Consider the following 16869-nt stretch of genomic DNA (forward strand, 5'->3'; position numbering starts at 1 on the left):
GAGCGGCGCAGGCGACCGTTCGGTCAGTGAATGGAGCCTTCTTTCAGCCGGCCACCGGCAGTGTCAGCGGCAACAGGCGGGCAGTATTGCGGGCATCCTCCAGGGCGCGGTGCGGCTGTCCCTGGAAGTTCAATCCGGCCAGGTGCAGCGCGGCATTCAGGCCCACCGGCCGCTTGAGCTGGCGGGCCTGGGCGAAGCGCTGTTTGAGGTTGACGTGAGGAACACGGGCCAGGTGGCTGTCCAGGTTCTGGCGGCGCCATTCCAGTTCCAGCTGGTGACGGTCGTAGTCGCCCCAGCTGGTCCAGCCGGCCAGGCGCGGGCGGTGCTGGGCCAGCCAGCGCTCGAATTGCGGCCAGACCTCATGCAGGGGCGCGGCGGCATCGACGTTGGCCTGGGTGATGTGGGTGAGTTCGCGACAGAAGGCGGTCAGCAGTGGTCGACGTTGCGGGCGCACGAACCGCTGGAAGTGATCCAGCTCGCGGCCGTCGGCCTCGGCCACCAGGCTGGCGCCGATCTCGATGATTTCCATTTCCTCGACCGGCCAGCCGCCTTCCTCGGTGGTGGCTTCCAGGTCGATCACCAGCCAGTGGGGCATAGTCGGTGCTCGTGGTTGGGTACGAATCGAGTATGGAAGGCGTTTGCGGGGCCGGCAAACCGCTGTGCTAGGCTGACCGGCTACCAGGACAAGGGGGATCAAGATGGCGAAAGTGGCATTCATCGGTCTGGGCGTGATGGGCTATCCCATGGCCGGGCATCTGGCGCGCGAAGGGCATGAGGTGTGCGTCTACAACCGCACCGCGAGCCGCGCGGCCCAGTGGGTCAGGCAGTTCGGCGGCAGTTCGGCGGACACTCCGCGCGAGGCCGCGCAGTGGGCTGAGTTCGTGATGTGCTGCGTCGGCAACGATGATGACCTGCGCAGCGTGGTGCTGGGCGAGGAAGGCGCGTTGGCCGGGATGCAGCCGGGCGCTGTGCTGGTGGACCACACCACCGCTTCGGCTGAGGTCGCCCGTGAACTGGCCGTGGCGGCGGCGGAGCGCGAACTGGGCTTCCTTGATGCGCCGGTCTCCGGCGGCCAGGCCGGCGCCGAGAACGGTGCGCTGACGGTGATGGTTGGCGGCGATGCGGACCTCTATTCGCGCGCCGAACCGGTGATCGCCACCTACGCGCGCATGGTGCGGCGCATGGGCTCGGTGGGCAGCGGCCAGCTGACCAAGATGGTCAACCAGATCTGCGTCGGCGGCTTGCTGCAAGGGCTGTCGGAGGCGCTGCACTTCGCCCGGAGCGCCGGCCTCGACGGCATGGCGGCCATGGAAGTGATCAGCAAGGGCGCGGCGCAATCCTGGCAATTGGAGAACCGCCACCAGAGCATGCTGGAAGGGCGCTTCGACTTCGGCTTCGCGGTGGACTGGATGCGCAAGGACCTGGGGATCGTGCTCGACGAGGCCCGCCGCAACGGCGCGCAACTGCCGGTCACGGCGTTGGTCGACCAGTTTTACGCCGAGGTGCAGGCTGCCGGAGGCGGGCGCTGGGATACCTCCAGCCTGATCACCCGTCTGCGGGACTCGTCCGAGTCCTGATCGGTCTTCTATTTCCCCGGGCGGTCGCGGAGATCGTCGTGTGCCGAGTCAGTCCGATTCAGGCGCGGAAGATGAAGTACACCGCGCCCAGCAGGCACAGCCCGGCCCATAGATAGTCGAGCTTCAGTGGCTGCTGCATGAAGTACACGCTGAACGGCACGAAGACCGCCAGCGTGATGACCTCCTGCATGATCTTCAGTTGCCCCACCGACATCACCGTGTAGCCGATGCGGTTGGCCGGCACCTGCAATAAATACTCGAAGAGTGCGATGCCCCAACTGACCAACGCCGCGATGATCCACGGCTTGCTGTTCAGGGTTTTCAGGTGGCCGTACCAGGCGAAGGTCATGAACAGGTTGGAAAGACACAGAAGAAAAGCGGTTTGCAGCCAGACCGGCATGGCAGAGGCTCCAGGGTTGGGGGCTGCGCATGAGCCTACTGGATGCGCCGCGATACAGCCAAGGGGCGGCGATCGCGGCACTGGGACGGCATGCTGTTGCTGTGAAGCTGACATCCCTGGGCCTGGTCGGGGTGAGACGGGAGTCCGAGAGTGTCCGATGGGCGAGCCGTTGCCGGAGTTTCCCGCTGATCTGGCCCGCTTGGCGGAATGCTCGACCCGCTATATGCTCGGCGGCCCCGTTCTGCTCGCCTCGGGATTGCCGCCCGCCGTGCATGTCCGCCCGCGGCGAAAGGGCTTGGCGGGCCTTGCTGGAGAGCTGCCCCCCCAAGATGCTGGCTCGCCGCGCGGTCGAAGTCGATATGTGAAGTGGCGAAGCTGCGCAAGCAGTGGCTGCTGAGCGACCAGCCCCGATGACGTCTTGATGTCGAATAGAGAGTAGATCCATGCAATGCCGTATCGGCTGTGGCGCCTGTTGCATAGCGCCGTCGATTTCCTCGCCCATCCCTGGCATGCCCGACGGCAAGCCGGCGGGTGTTCGCTGCGTGCAACTGGATGAGCGCAATCTGTGCAAACTATTCGGCGACTCGCGGCGTCCAAAGGTCTGTGCGGCCTTCGATGCGGACGCCGATGCCTGTGGCAGCAGCAACGAACAGGCCCTGCGGATCCTCACCGAGTGGGAGCGCATCACCGCCGCCTGATGTGACTTGGAAGTCACGATTTCGCGGTCCATACTGACGCCCCGATCCGCTCAAGACCGCGGATTGCGACAGGGCGCCGGCAATTGCCGACCCTACGAGACCAAGAATAAAGAGAGGTAAGACGATGCGTGGTGTATTGCGTATGACCCTGCTGGCCACTGCCGTGATGGGCTTTGCCGGTACTGCCCTGGCGGACGACTGGAAGCTGGAGAAGGAAGACGACGGTGTGAAGGTCTTCCTCAGCCCGGTCGCGGGCTCCAAGTACAAGGCCTACCGTGGCGTCGTCGATATCAAGGCCGATGTGGCCAAGATCAACGCCCTGCAGGAAGACGTGGCCGGCTCCTGCAAGTGGATCCACGCCTGCGCCGAGATGCGTCTGCTGAAGACCGAGGGCGACAATTCCTGGACCTACTCGAAGATCGACATGCCCTGGCCGGTGACTGGCCGCGACGTGGTGATCCACGTAACCACCGAGAAGACCGCCGACGGTGGCCTGATCCGTCATCTCAAGGCCGAGCCGACCTATATCCCGGAAGAGAAAGGCGAAATCCGCGTGCCGAAACTGATCGGCGAGTGGAAGCTGGTGCCCAAGGGCGCTGGCGTGACCGAGGTGACTTACCAGGTGCAGACCGAGCCGGGTGGCAGCATCCCGTCCTGGCTGGCCAACAGCTTCGTGGTCGATGCGCCGATGAATACCCTGAAGGGCCTGCGCAGCGCTGCCGAGAAGTAATCGGCGCTGTCGTTCCCTTTCGTGAAGAAGCCGCCCTCGGGCGGCTTTTTTGCTTTTGCAGGACCGAGGTGACGCCCAGTTCCTGCTCGCGAACCGAGGGGTGGGGAAGCTCGCAGCGGGGCTGTTCGCGAGCAAGCTCGCTCCTACAGAAAAGCTGTGGCAATAAAAAGGCCGCCCGAAGGCGGCCTTTTCTTTTACGCCATAGCGCTTAGCGGGCCTTGAGGTCCACGAAGTCGCGCTGGGTGGCGCCGGTGTACAGCTGGCGCGGACGGCCGATCTTGTACGGGCCGGAGAGCATTTCCTGCCAGTGCGAGATCCAGCCCACGGTACGTGCCAGGGCGAAGATCACGGTGAACATGCTGGTCGGAATGCCGATGGCCTTGAGGATGATGCCGGAGTAGAAGTCCACGTTCGGGTAGAGGTTGCGCTCCACGAAGTACGGATCGTGGCGGGCGATTTCTTCCAGCTTCATGGCCAGTTCCAGTTGCGGGTCGTTGATGCCCAGCTCCTGGAGAACCTCGTCGCAGGTCTGTTTCATGACCTTGGCGCGCGGGTCGAAGTTCTTGTACACGCGGTGGCCGAAGCCCATCAGCTTGAACGGATCGTTCTTGTCCTTGGCCTTGGCCACGAACTTCTCGATGTTCGACACGTCACCGATCTCGTCCAGCATGCGCAGAACGGCTTCGTTCGCACCGCCGTGAGCCGGTCCCCACAGGGCGGCGATGCCCGAGGCGATACAGGCGAACGGGTTGGCACCCGAGGAGCCCGCCAGGCGAACGGTGGAAGTGGAGGCGTTCTGCTCGTGGTCGGCGTGCAGGATAAAGATGCGGTCCATGGCCTTGGCCAGCACAGGGCTGATCGGCTTGGTCTCGCAGGGGGTGTTGAACATCATATGCAGGAAGTTTTCTGCATAGTTCAGGTCGTTGCGCGGGTACATCATCGGCTCGCCCTTGGAGTACTTGTACACCATGGCAGCGATGGTCGGCATCTTGGCGATCAGACGATGCGCCGAGACTTCCCGGTGCTTCGGATTATTGATGTCCAGGGAGTCGTGATAGAAGGCGGAGAGGGCACCGATTACGCCGCACATCACGGCCATCGGGTGCGCATCACGGCGGAAACCGTTGAAGAAGGTCTTCAGCTGCTCGTGAACCATGGTGTGGTTCTTGATGGTGCCGACGAACTTCTCTTTCTGCTCGGCAGTGGGCAGTTCGCCGTTGAGCAGCAGGTAGCAGGTTTCCAGGTAGTCGGACTTCTCGGCGAGCTGTTCGATCGGGTAGCCGCGGTGCAGCAGTACACCTTTATCGCCGTCGATGAAGGTGATCTTCGACTCGCAGGAGGCAGTGGACATGAAGCCGGGGTCGAAAGTGAAGTGACCCGTGGAGGTCAGGCCCCGCACGTCGACAACATCGGGACCCAGCGTGCCGGAGAGGACAGGCAGTTCGACGGGGGCAGCGCCCTCGATGATCAACTGCGCTTTTTTGTCAGCCATGATGGCCTCCTATTTATGCTTGAAATCATCTGTACGACCCCCCACGCAGGGCCCGCACCACTATAGAGAGATAAATCCGAATGTCAATTTGCACAATCGGAGAAGTTTGGCTCCTCCAAGCCCCTGTTTTGCCGGAAAAATTTGCCTGTTTACGCCTTTTATGGGGGTGCGGCAATTAGTCCTTAGGTGGAGGTCTTTCCGTTGTCATTAGGGGCCTAACTGTCTATACTCGGCGACCAGCCGCCAAGGGCCGTCCGGCCTCGCTTGATTGGTGGTTGTCACTCCCGAAGGTGATGGGTACCTGACAAGTGCACCTCCCGACAACTAGCCCTGATCCATAGAAGGGCTCTCAGTGTGAAAAAAGCCGTGAATAGCAAACGACCCGTAAACCTAGACCTAAGGACCATCCAACTCCCTATCACTGCTTACACGTCGATTCTCCACCGTATCTCCGGCGTCATTCTGTTCGTGGGTATCGCAGTGCTGCTGTTCGCACTGGATCGTTCCCTCGCATCCGAAGACAGCTTCGAGCAGGTGAAGGCGTGTCTGACCCATCCGTTGGTCAAGCTTGTGATTTGGGGCCTGCTGTCTGCGCTGCTGTACCACCTGGTAGCCGGTATTCGTCACCTCGTCATGGACGCAGGTATTGGCGAAACACTGGAAGGCGGTAAGCGTGGTTCGAAAATCGTCATCGCTGTCGCAGTGGTGCTGATCGTTCTGGCGGGGGTATGGGTATGGTAACTAACGTCACTAACTTGTCGCGTTCGGGTCTCTACGACTGGATGGTCCAGCGCGTCTCCGCGGTCGTTCTCGCGGCTTATGTTCTCTTCCTGCTGGGCTTCCTGATCGCTCACCCAGGTATCACCTACGCCGAGTGGCATGGTCTGTTCTCCCACAGCCTGATGAAGATCTTCAGCCTGTTGACGCTGGTGTCCCTGAGCGTGCACGCATGGGTCGGTATGTGGACCATCACCACCGACTACCTGACTCCGATGGCGCTGGGCAAGTCCGCGACCGTCGTGCGTTTCCTCGTCCAGGCGGTATGCGGCATGGCCATGTTCGCATTCTTCGTCTGGGGTGTGCAGATTCTCTGGGGTAACTGATCCATGGCTAGCATTCGCTCTCTTTCTTTCGACGCCATCATCGTGGGTGGCGGCGGTGCCGGCATGCGTGCCGCACTGCAACTGGCTCAGGGTGGTCACAAGACTGCCGTGGTGACCAAGGTCTTCCCGACCCGTTCGCACACCGTATCCGCCCAGGGCGGCATCACCTGCGCCATCGCTTCGGCCGACCCGAACGATGATTGGCGCTGGCACATGTACGACACCGTCAAGGGCTCCGACTACATCGGTGACCAGGACGCGATCGAATACATGTGCTCCGTCGGCCCGGAAGCCGTGTTCGAGCTGGAACACATGGGTCTGCCGTTCTCCCGTACCGAACAGGGCCGCATCTATCAGCGTCCGTTCGGTGGCCAGTCCAAGGACTTCGGCAAGGGTGGCCAGGCTGCTCGTACCTGTGCCGCGGCTGACCGTACCGGTCACGCCCTGCTGCACACCCTCTATCAGGCCAACCTGAAGAACGGTACTTCCTTCCTTAATGAGTGGTACGCAGTCGATCTGGTGAAGAACCAGGACGGTCATGTGGTTGGCGTCATCGCCATCGACATCGAAACCGGCGACACCGTTTATATCCGCTCCAAGGCCGTGGTCCTGGCCACTGGCGGTGCCGGCCGTATCTACGCCTCCACCACCAACGCCCTGATCAACACCGGTGACGGTATCGGCATGGCGCTGCGCGCTGGTGTGCCGGTGCAGGACATCGAGATGTGGCAGTTCCACCCGACCGGCATCGCCGGCGCTGGTGTACTGGTCACCGAAGGCTGCCGCGGTGAAGGCGGCTACCTGATCAACGCCCATGGCGAGCGTTTCATGGAGCGTTACGCTCCGAACGCCAAGGACCTGGCCGGCCGCGACGTGGTTGCCCGTTCCATGGTGAAAGAAGTGATCGCCGGCAACGGCGTGGGCCCGAACAAGGACCACGTACTGCTGAAGCTCGACCACCTCGGCGAAGAAGTTCTGCACAGCCGCCTGCCCGGCATCTGCGAACTGTCCAAGACCTTCGCCCACGTCGACCCGGTGGTCGCTCCGATCCCGGTTATTCCGACCTGCCACTACATGATGGGCGGCGTGGCCACCAACATCCATGGCCAGGCCCTGACTACCGATGCCAACGGCAACGAGCAGATCGTCGAAGGCCTGTTCGCCGTAGGCGAAGTGGCGTGCGTATCGGTCCACGGCGCCAACCGCCTGGGCGGCAACTCGCTGCTCGACCTGGTTGTGTTCGGTCGTGCCACCGGCCTGCACCTGGAGAAGGCGCTCAAGGATGGTATCGAGCACCGCCAGGCTTCCGAGTCCGACCTGGAATCCGCTTTCAAGCGCCTGAACGGTGTGAACGAGCGCACCAGCGGCGAAGAAGTCGCTCCGCTCAAGCGCGAGCTGCAATCCTGCATGCAGAACTACTTCGGTGTGTTCCGTACCGGCGAGTACATGCAGAAAGGTATCGCCCAGTTGGCTGATCTGCGTGAGCGTATCGCCACCGTCAAGATCAACGACAAGAGCCAGGCATTCAACACGGCGCGTATCGAAGCGCTGGAACTGCAGAACCTCCTCGAAGTGGCCGAAGCCACTGCGATTGCGGCAGAAGCCCGCAAAGAGTCCCGCGGCGCGCATGCCCGTGAAGACTTCGAGGAGCGCGATGACGAGAACTGGCTGTGCCACACCCTGTACTTCCCGGGTGAGAAGCGTGTAGCCAAGCGTGCCGTCAACTTCGCGCCGAAAACTGTTCCGGCATTCGAACCCAAGGTTCGTACTTACTAAGGGTGCCCGCCATGTTGCAAGTGAGTGTTTACCGCTACAACCCTGAGAAGGACGCTGCACCCTACATGCAGGACTTCCAGGTCGATACCGACGGCAAGGACATCATGGTCCTGGACGTGCTGGCGCTGATCAAGGAACAGGACGAGGGCTTCTCCTATCGTCGTTCCTGCCGTGAAGGCGTGTGCGGTTCCGACGGTATGAACATCAACGGCAAGAACGGCCTGGCCTGCATCACCCCCCTGTCGGCCGCTGGCCTGAAGGGCGGCAAGCTGGTTCTGCGTCCGCTGCCGGGCCTGCCGGTCATTCGTGACCTGGTCGTCGATATGCGCATCTTCTACAAACAGTACGAGAGCGTGAAGCCGTTCCTGCAGAACAAATATGCAGCGCCGGCCATCGAGCGTCTGCAGAGCCCGGAAGAGCGCGAGAAGCTGGACGGTCTGTACGAGTGCATCCTGTGCGCCTGCTGCTCGACCTCCTGCCCGTCGTTCTGGTGGAACCCCGACAAGTTCCTGGGTCCCGCCGCGCTGCTGCAGGCCTACCGCTTCCTGGCCGACAGCCGTGACACCGAAACTCAGGCGCGCCTGGCGAGCCTGGATGACCCGTTCAGCGTCTTCCGCTGCCGCGGGATCATGAACTGCGTGAACGTTTGCCCGAAGGGTCTGAACCCCACCAAGGCAATCGGTCACATCCGTAACATGCTGCTGCAGAGCGGTACTTGATCTGCGGGCCTTGCGCCCAAAGATCATGAAAGAGCGACACCTGTGCCGCCGGAACATTGTCCGGCGGTACAGTCCTTAGGACCCAAGCCCACAAAGCGGGGGTCCTGTTTTGAAAACGTATATATGACCAGCAGGGGCATCCGGGCTGGTACCCGGACTATCTGCGGGAATCGGTGGCTTGAAGTCGCTGTGTTTGACTTCGCGCCAGAGGTTCCACAGGTGGAGTCCCCTTACCGAGGGTGACCAAGCATGCACGAAAGCGTAATGCAGCGGATGTGGAACAGTGCCCATCTATCCGGTGGAAACGCTGCCTACGTCGAAGAGCTCTACGAGCTCTACCTGCACGACCCGAACGCTGTGCCAGAAGAGTGGCGCACGTACTTCCAGAAGCTTCCTGCCGACGGCAATCCTGCCCCCGACGTTTCGCATTCCTCTATCCGTGATCATTTCGTACTCCTGGCCAAGAACCAGCGCCGCGCCGCGCCTGTTTCCGCTGGCAGCGTAAGCACCGAGCACGAGAAAAAGCAGGTTGAAGTCCTGCGTCTGATCCTGGCATACCGTCTGCGTGGACATCAGGCAGCATCGCTCGATCCGCTGGGTCTCTGGGTGCGTACCGCTCCCTCCGATCTGTCGCTCGAACACTACGGGCTCACCGCTGCAGACCTCGACACTACTTTCCGGACCGGTGAGCTCTACATCGGCAAGGAAGAAGCGACCCTGCGTGAAATCATCGATGCGCTGAAGCAGACCTACTGCAGCACCATCGGCGCCGAGTTCATGCACATCGTCGATTCCGAACAGCGCCACTGGTTCGCCCAGCGCCTGGAAAGCGTCCGTGGCCGTCCGACGTATTCCGCCGACGCCCGCTCCCACCTGCTCGAGCGCCTGACCGCTGCTGAAGGCCTGGAAAAGTACCTGGGCACCAAGTACCCGGGCACCAAGCGCTTCGGCCTGGAAGGCGGTGAAAGCCTGATCCCGATGGTCGACGAGATCATCCAGCGCTCCGGCTCCTATGGCGTGAAGGAAATCGTCATCGGCATGGCCCACCGCGGCCGTCTGAACGTCCTGGTCAACACCCTGGGCAAGAACCCGCGCGAGCTGTTCGACGAGTTCGAAGGCAAGAAGCTGGTCGAGATGGGCTCCGGTGACGTGAAGTACCACCAGGGCTTCTCCTCCAACGTCATGACCACCGGCGGTGAAGTCCACCTGGCCCTGGCGTTCAACCCCTCGCACCTGGAAATCGTTTCCCCGGTGGTCGAGGGTTCGGTACGCGCCCGCCAGGACCGTCGCAAGGACGGCAGCGGCGACAAGGTCGTGCCGATCTCCATCCACGGTGATGCCGCCTTCGCGGGGCAGGGCGTGGTCATGGAGACCTTCCAGATGTCGCAGACCCGTGCTTACAAGACGGGCGGCACCATCCACATCGTGATCAACAACCAGGTCGGCTTCACCACCAGCCGTCAGGACGACGCTCGCTCCACCGAGTACGCGACCGACGTGGCGAAGATGATCCAGGCGCCGATCTTCCATGTGAACGGCGACGATCCGGAAGCGGTCCTGTTCGTGACCCAACTGGCCGTCGACTACCGCATGCAGTTCAAGCGTGACGTGGTCATCGACCTGGTCTGCTACCGCCGTCGCGGCCACAACGAGGCCGACGAGCCGAGCGGCACCCAGCCGCTGATGTACCAGCAGATCGCCAAGCAGCGCACCACCCGTGAACTGTATGCCGACGCGCTGATCGCTGCCGGCGTGCAGAGCACCGAGCAGGCCCAGGAGAAGGTCGACGAATACCGCGACGCTCTCGACAACGGTCAGCACGTGGTGAAGAGCCTGGTCAAGGAGCCCAACAAGGAGCTCTTCGTCGACTGGCGTCCGTACGTGGGGCACGCCTGGACCGCGCGTCACGACACCCGCTTCGACCTGAAGACCCTGCAGGACCTCTCCGCCAAGCTGCTGGAAACCCCGGACGGCTTCGTCATGCAGCGTCAGGTGCAGAAGATCTACGAAGACCGCGCGAAGATGGCTGCCGGCGGCATGCCCATCAACTGGGGCTTCGCCGAGAACCTGGCCTACGCCACCCTGCTGTTCGAAGGTCACCCGGTGCGCATGACCGGCCAGGACGTCGGCCGCGGTACCTTCTCGCACCGCCATGCGGCGCTGCATAACCAGAAGGACGACTCGGTCTACATCCCGCTGGCTCACCTGTTCGACGGCCAGCCGCGCGTCAGCCTGTACGATTCCTACCTCTCGGAAGAAGCCGTACTGGCCTTCGAATACGGCTACGCCACCACCACGCCGAACGCGCTGGTGATCTGGGAGGCCCAGTTCGGTGACTTCGCCAACGGTGCGCAGGTCGTGATCGACCAGTTCATCACCAGCGGCGAGACCAAGTGGCAACGTCTGTGTGGTCTGACCATGCTGCTGCCGCACGGTTACGAAGGCCAGGGTCCGGAGCACTCCTCCGCGCGTCTGGAGCGTTACCTGCAGCTGTGCGCCGAGCAGAACATCCAGGTCTGCGTGCCGACTACCCCGGCTCAGGTCTACCACATGCTGCGCCGTCAGGTGATCCGTCCGCTGCGCAAACCGCTGATCGTGATGACTCCGAAGTCGCTGCTGCGTCACAAGTTGGCCATCTCGACCCTGGAAGATCTGGCAGACGGCTCTTTCCAGACTGTGATCAACGAGATCGACAGCCTGGATCCGAAGAAAGTCGACCGCATCGTGCTGTGCAGCGGCAAGGTGTACTACGACCTGCTGGAGAAGCGTCGTGCCGAAGGTCTCGAGAACATCGCGATCGTTCGTCTCGAGCAGCTGTATCCGTTCCCGGAAGACGATCTGGCCGAGGTGCTGTCGCAGTACAAGAACCTCAAGCACATCGTCTGGTGTCAGGAAGAGCCGATGAACCAGGGTGCCTGGTTCTGCTCGCAGCACCATATGCGTCGTGTCATCGCCGCGCACAAGAAAGGTCTCAACCTGGAATACGCGGGCCGCGAAGGCTCGGCAGCTCCGGCTTGCGGCTACGCTTCGATGCACGCCGAGCAGCAGGAAAAACTGCTGCAGGACGCCTTCACCGTTTAACGCCAACGCGCAGTTGATACCGAATTTAAGGAAACACACATAATGGCTATCGAAATCAAAGCCCCAACCTTCCCGGAATCGGTTGCCGACGGCACCGTTGCAACCTGGCACAAGAAGGTCGGTGAAGCCGTCAAGCGCGACGAACTGATCGTCGACATCGAGACCGACAAGGTCGTGATCGAAGTACTGGCCGAGGCTGACGGCGTCCTGGCAGAGATCGTCAAGAACGAAGGCGACACCGTTCTCTCCAACGAACTGCTGGGCAAGCTGAGCGAAGGCGGTGCTGCCGCTGCCGCTCCGGCTGCTGCCTCGGCTCCCGCTGCTGCACCTGCTGCCGCTGCACCGGCCGCCGCTGGCGACGACAACATCCTCTCGCCGGCTGCCCGCAAGCTGGCCGAAGAGAACGGCATCGACCCGAACAGCCTGGCCGGTACTGGCAAGGGCGGTCGCGTGACCAAGGAAGACGTCGTCGCTGCCGTTGAAGCGAAGAAGAACGCCCCGGCCGCCGCTCCGGCTGCCAAGGCTGCAGCTCCGGCTGCCGAGGCTCCGGTCTTCGCCGCTGGCGACCGCGTCGAGAAGCGCGTTCCGATGACCCGCCTGCGCGCCAAGGTTGCCGAGCGTCTGGTCGAGGCCCAGTCCTCCATGGCCATGCTGACTACCTTCAACGAAGTCAACATGAAGCCGATCATGGACCTGCGCAACAAGTACAAGGACCTGTTCGAGAAGAAGCACAACGGCGTACGCCTGGGCTTCATGTCCTTCTTCGTCAAGGCGGCCACCGAAGCCCTGAAGCGCTTCCCGGGCGTCAACGCCTCGATCGACGGCAACGACATCGTCTACCACGGCTACCAGGACATCGGTGTGGCAGTTTCCAGCGACCGCGGCCTGGTCGTTCCGGTTCTGCGTAACGCCGAGTTCATGAGCCTGGCCGAGATCGAAAACGGCATCGCCACCTTCGGCAAGAAAGCCAAAGACGGCAAGCTGTCCATCGAAGACATGACCGGCGGTACTTTCACCATTTCCAACGGTGGCGTATTTGGATCGCTCCTGTCGACTCCGATCGTCAACCCGCCGCAGACCGCCATCCTCGGCATGCACAAGATCCAGGAGCGCCCGATGGCCGTTAACGGCCAGGTTGTGATCCTGCCGATGATGTACCTGGCGCTGTCCTACGATCACCGCATGATCGATGGCAAGGAAGCGGTAAGCTTCCTGGTCACCATGAAGGATCTGCTGGAAGATCCGGCTCGCCTGCTGCTGGACGTCTGATACGTCAGTTCACACGACGGCCCCGTACTACACGACGGCCCCGCGAGGGGCCGTCCGCTTCACCGGAATAAGGATTGAGACATGAGCCAGAAATTCGACGTGGTTGTGATTGGTGCCGGCCCCGGCGGCTACGTAGCCGCCATCCGTGCCGCCCAACTCGGCCTGAAGACCGCTTGCATCGAGAAGTACATCGGTAAAGAGGGCAAGGTTGCCCTCGGCGGTACCTGCCTGAACGTAGGCTGCATTCCGTCCAAGGCACTGCTGGACAGCTCCTGGAAGTACAAGGAAGCCAAAGAGGGCTTCGAGGTCCACGGCATCTCCACCGGCGGCGTGAAGATGGACGTTCCGGCGATGGTTGCCCGCAAGGCCACCATCGTGAAGAACCTGACCGGCGGCATCGCCACCCTGTTCAAGGCCAACGGCGTGACTTCCTTCGAAGGCCACGGCAAGGTCCTGGCCAACAAGCAGGTCGAAGTGACCGGCCTGGACGGCAAGACCCAGGTTCTGGAAGCCGACAACATCATCATCGCTTCGGGCTCCAAGCCGGTTGAAATCCCGCCGGCTCCGCTGACCGAAGACGTGATCGTCGACTCCACCGGCGCCCTGGAATTCCAGAGCGTACCGAAGAAGCTCGGCGTGATCGGCGCTGGCGTCATCGGCCTGGAACTGGGTTCGGTCTGGGCTCGCCTGGGCGCTGAAGTCACCGTACTGGAAGCTCTGGACAAGTTCCTGCCGGCTGCCGACGAGCAGATCGCCAAGGAAGCGCTGAAAGTCCTGACCAAGCAAGGCCTGAACATCCGCCTGGGCGCTCGCGTCACCGGTTCGGACGTGAAGAAGAAGCAGGTCACCGTGACCTTCACCGACGCCAATGGCGAGCAGAAGGAAACCTTCGACAAGCTGATCGTGGCCGTGGGCCGTCGCCCGGTGACCACCGACCTGCTGGCCGCCGACAGCGGCGTGACCCTGGACGAGCGTGGCTTCATCTACGTCGACGACCACTGCAAGACCAGCGTTCCGGGCGTCTACGCCATCGGTGACGTGGTCCGCGGCGCCATGCTGGCGCACAAGGCCTCGGAAGAAGGCGTGATGGTTGCCGAGCGCATCGCCGGTCACAAGGCCCAGATGAACTACGACCTGATTCCGTCGGTGATCTACACCCACCCGGAAATTGCATGGGTCGGCAAGACCGAGCAGCAACTGAAAGGCGAAGGCGTTGAAGTCAACGTCGGTACCTTCCCGTTCGCCGCCAGCGGCCGTGCCATGGCTGCCAACGACACCACCGGCCTGGTCAAGGTCATCGCCGATGCCAAGACCGACCGCGTACTGGGCGTCCACGTGATCGGCCCGAGCGCCGCCGAGCTGGTACAGCAAGGCGCGATCGGCATGGAATTCGGCACCAGCGCCGAAGACCTGGGCATGATGGTCTTCTCCCACCCGACTCTGTCCGAAGCGCTGCACGAAGCGGCACTGGCAGTGAATGGCCACGCCATCCACATCGCCAACCGCAAGAAGCGCTAAGGAACGGGACCACGGCGGGGAGGGCGGCAGTCTTTTGCGAGGGGCTGCCCCCGTCCCGCCGGATCGTTTCTCCCCCGAGGGGGACTCGGTCACAGGTGGCGTGGCGCCACGAGCGCCGCGCCGAATGCGCAATACCCAAGACGAAAACGGTAGACAAGCATGAATCTCCACGAATATCAGGGTAAGCAGCTGTTCGCTGAGTACGGCCTGCCCGTATCCAAGGGCTTCGCCGTCGACACACCCGAAGAGGCCGCAGAAGCCTGTGAAAAAATCGGTGGTACCGAGTGGGTCGTTAAAGCCCAGGTACACGCCGGTGGCCGCGGTAAAGCGGGCGGTGTGAAGCTGGTCAAGAGCAAAGAGGACGCCAAGGCGTTCGCCGCCAACTGGCTGGGCAAGCGTCTGGTGACTTACCAGACTGACGCCAACGGCCAGCCGGTCAGCAAGATCCTGGTGGAATCCTGCACCGACATCGACAAGGAGCTGTACCTCGGCGCCGTCGTCGACCGTTCCAGCCGTCGCATCGTCTTCATGGCCTCCACCGAAGGTGGCGTGGACATCGAGAAAGTGGCGCACGAGACCCCTGAGAAGATCCTGAAAGCCACCATCGATCCGCTGGTTGGCGCTCAGCCGTACCAGGGTCGCGAGCTGGCCTTCCAGCTGGGCCTGAAGGGCGACCAGATCAAGCAGTTCACCCACATCTTCGTTGGCCTGGCCAAGCTGTTCCAGGATTACGACCTGGCGCTGCTGGAAGTGAACCCGCTGGTGATCAAGAAAGACGGCAACCTGCACTGCCTGGACGCCAAGATCAACATCGACTCCAACGCCATGTACCGTCAGCCCAAGCTGCGCGCCATGCACGACCCGTCCCAGGACGACGCTCGTGAAGCCCATGCGCAGAAGTGGGAACTGAACTACGTCGCGCTGGAAGGCAACATCGGCTGCATGGTCAACGGCGCTGGCCTGGCCATGGGCACCATGGACATCGTCAACCTGCACGGCGGCAAGCCGGCCAACTTCCTCGACGTTGGCGGCGGTGCCACCAAAGAGCGCGTGACCGAAGCGTTCAAGATCATCCTGTCCGACAGCAACGTCGCTGCCGTTCTGGTGAACATCTTCGGCGGCATCGTTCGCTGCGACATGATTGCCGAAGGCATCATCGGCGCCGTGAAAGAAGTCGGCGTGAAAATCCCGGTTGTCGTTCGTCTGGAAGGCAACAACGCCGACCTCGGCGCCAAGGTCCTGGCCGAAAGCGGTCTGAACATCATCGCGGCGACCAGCCTGACCGACGCTGCCCAGCAAGTCGTCAAGGCCGCGGAGGGTAAGTAATGAGCGTCCTGATCAATAAAGACACCAAAGTCATCTGCCAGGGCTTCACTGGCTCGCAGGGTACCTTCCACTCCGAACAAGCCATCGCCTACGGCACCAAGATGGTTGGCGGCGTGACCCCCGGCAAGGGCGGCACCACCCACCTGGGCCTGCCGGTGTTCAACACCGTCAAGGAAGCCGTGGAAGCTACCGGCGCCGACGCTTCGGTCATCTACGTTCCGGCTCCGTTCTGCAAGGACTCGATCCTGGAAGCGGCCTTCGGCGGTATCAAGCTGATCGTCTGCATCACCGAAGGCATCCCGACCATCGACATGCTGGAAGCCAAGGTCAAGTGCGACGAGCTGGGCGTACGCCTGATCGGCCCGAACTGCCCGGGCGTGATCACTCCCGGCGAGTGCAAGATCGGCATCATGCCGGGTCACATCCACCTGCCGGGCAAGGTAGGCATCGTGTCGCGTTCCGGCACCCTGACCTACGAAGCCGTGAAGCAGACCACCGACGCCGGCTTCGGCCAGTCCACCTGCGTGGGCATCGGTGGCGACCCGATCCCGGGCTCCAACTTCATCGACATCCTGAAGCTGTTCCAGGAAGACCCGAAAACCGAAGCTATCGTCATGATCGGCGAGATCGGTGGTTCGGCTGAAGAAGAAGCGGCTGCCTACATCAAGGCCAACGTGACCAAGCCGGTGGTGTCCTACATCGCTGGTGTCACCGCACCGCCCGGCAAGCGCATGGGCCACGCCGGCGCCATCATCTCCGGCGGCAAGGGCACTGCGGACGAGAAGTTCGCCGCCCTGCAGGACGCTGGTGTGAAAACCGTGCGTTCCCTGGCCGACATCGGCAAGGCCCTGGCCGAGCTGACCGGCTGGCCGGTCAAGTAAGCGCCTCGCTTATTTAACCGTTCGTCAACAGAGGCCACCTTCGGGTGGCCTCTGTCGTTTCCGCCTCGTCTGAAAAGTGTCGTTCAAGCGACATCGCCGATCATTGCGCGGACGATCTGACGTATGTCAGTGCAGCTCATCGGAATAGATCGTTAGGCTAGCAACTATATGAAGCGTCGCGTTCCCCACAAGGGAGGGCTCGCTCACCGTCCATTCCTACCCGGAAGCGACGGCGATTCCTGACCGTCAAGGATGGCGGGATAACCAGAATGCAGGAGCAAACGGGCCACGAGCCCATG

The 16869-nt window shown here is 62.3% G+C and carries 15 protein-coding genes; 12 read left to right on the plus strand and 3 right to left on the minus strand.

All coding sequences use genetic code 11. The features are described 5' to 3' along the window. Positions 1–43: 43 nt before the first annotated feature. Positions 44–595 (minus strand): exonuclease domain-containing protein, encoded by a 552-nt coding sequence (locus tag A9513_RS10930; protein ID WP_024765479.1) that lies wholly within the window; start codon positions 593–595, stop codon positions 44–46. A gap of 97 nt (positions 596–692) precedes the next feature. Between A9513_RS10930 and A9513_RS10935 the strand changes: the two genes are divergently transcribed. Further along, a complete protein-coding gene (locus A9513_RS10935) occupies positions 693–1577 on the plus strand; it encodes an NAD(P)-dependent oxidoreductase (protein ID WP_304362936.1) in 885 nt (294 codons plus the stop codon). A 58-nt stretch (positions 1578–1635) separates the two neighbouring features. Here the strand turns inward: A9513_RS10935 and A9513_RS10940 are convergent, their stop codons facing one another. After that, positions 1636–1977 (minus strand): DMT family protein, encoded by a 342-nt coding sequence (locus A9513_RS10940; protein WP_024765477.1) that lies wholly within the window; start codon positions 1975–1977, stop codon positions 1636–1638. A gap of 443 nt (positions 1978–2420) precedes the next feature. Here A9513_RS10940 and A9513_RS10945 point away from each other — a divergent pair, with 443 nt between their 5' ends. Beyond that, positions 2421–2675: a YkgJ family cysteine cluster protein gene (locus tag A9513_RS10945; protein WP_037012901.1), complete on the plus strand. Its 255-nt coding sequence runs from the start codon at positions 2421–2423 to the stop codon at positions 2673–2675. A gap of 124 nt (positions 2676–2799) precedes the next feature. Next, entirely contained in the window at positions 2800–3405 is a 606-nt protein-coding gene (locus tag A9513_RS10950; RefSeq protein ID WP_024765475.1) for an START domain-containing protein, read from the plus strand. Between the two features lie 208 nt (positions 3406–3613). Here A9513_RS10950 and gltA read toward each other — a convergent pair whose 3' ends face one another. After that, the gene (gltA, locus tag A9513_RS10955; RefSeq protein WP_024765474.1) at positions 3614–4897 is read right to left on the minus strand and encodes a citrate synthase; all 1284 of its coding nucleotides are present in this window, start codon (positions 4895–4897) and stop codon (positions 3614–3616) included. A 354-nt stretch (positions 4898–5251) separates the two neighbouring features. On the opposite strand from gltA, the gene sdhC reads away from it, so the two are divergent. From sdhC to sucD, 9 genes are all read left to right on the plus strand, one after another. Then, complete coding sequence (gene sdhC, locus A9513_RS10960; protein ID WP_162483999.1) at positions 5252–5638, plus strand: succinate dehydrogenase, cytochrome b556 subunit; 387 nt, start codon at positions 5252–5254, stop codon at positions 5636–5638. Then, positions 5632–6000 (plus strand): succinate dehydrogenase, hydrophobic membrane anchor protein, encoded by a 369-nt coding sequence (gene sdhD, locus A9513_RS10965; RefSeq protein ID WP_024765472.1) that lies wholly within the window; start codon positions 5632–5634, stop codon positions 5998–6000. Before sdhC ends, sdhD begins: the two co-directional genes overlap by 7 nt. Positions 6001–6003: 3 nt before the next feature. Beyond that, positions 6004–7776, plus strand: a complete 1773-nt coding sequence (gene sdhA, locus A9513_RS10970) for a succinate dehydrogenase flavoprotein subunit (protein ID WP_024765471.1) — start codon at positions 6004–6006, stop codon at positions 7774–7776. A gap of 11 nt (positions 7777–7787) precedes the next feature. Next, a complete protein-coding gene (locus tag A9513_RS10975; protein ID WP_024765470.1) occupies positions 7788–8495 on the plus strand; it encodes a succinate dehydrogenase iron-sulfur subunit in 708 nt (235 codons plus the stop codon). 249 nt (positions 8496–8744) lie between these two features. Then, entirely contained in the window at positions 8745–11576 is a 2832-nt protein-coding gene (locus tag A9513_RS10980) for a 2-oxoglutarate dehydrogenase E1 component (RefSeq protein ID WP_024765469.1), read from the plus strand. 42 nt (positions 11577–11618) lie between these two features. Continuing rightward, positions 11619–12845, plus strand: coding sequence for a 2-oxoglutarate dehydrogenase complex dihydrolipoyllysine-residue succinyltransferase (gene odhB / locus A9513_RS10985; protein ID WP_038803159.1), 1227 nt, complete (start codon positions 11619–11621; stop codon positions 12843–12845). Between the two features lie 81 nt (positions 12846–12926). Further along, a complete protein-coding gene (gene lpdA, locus A9513_RS10990; protein WP_065084750.1) occupies positions 12927–14363 on the plus strand; it encodes a dihydrolipoyl dehydrogenase in 1437 nt (478 codons plus the stop codon). 159 nt (positions 14364–14522) lie between these two features. Beyond that, the gene (sucC, locus tag A9513_RS10995) at positions 14523–15689 is read left to right on the plus strand and encodes an ADP-forming succinate--CoA ligase subunit beta (RefSeq protein ID WP_015477516.1); all 1167 of its coding nucleotides are present in this window, start codon (positions 14523–14525) and stop codon (positions 15687–15689) included. Further along, on the plus strand, positions 15689–16570 hold the full coding sequence (gene sucD / locus A9513_RS11000) for a succinate--CoA ligase subunit alpha (RefSeq protein WP_038803160.1): 882 nt from the start codon (positions 15689–15691) through the stop codon (positions 16568–16570). The genes sucC and sucD overlap by 1 nt, the downstream gene beginning before the upstream one ends. The last annotated feature ends 299 nt before the right edge of the window (positions 16571–16869 follow it).

Origin of the sequence: Pseudomonas sp. AU12215 (genome assembly GCF_001675465.2) — a bacterium.
GTDB lineage: Bacteria > Pseudomonadota > Gammaproteobacteria > Pseudomonadales > Pseudomonadaceae > Pseudomonas > Pseudomonas nitroreducens.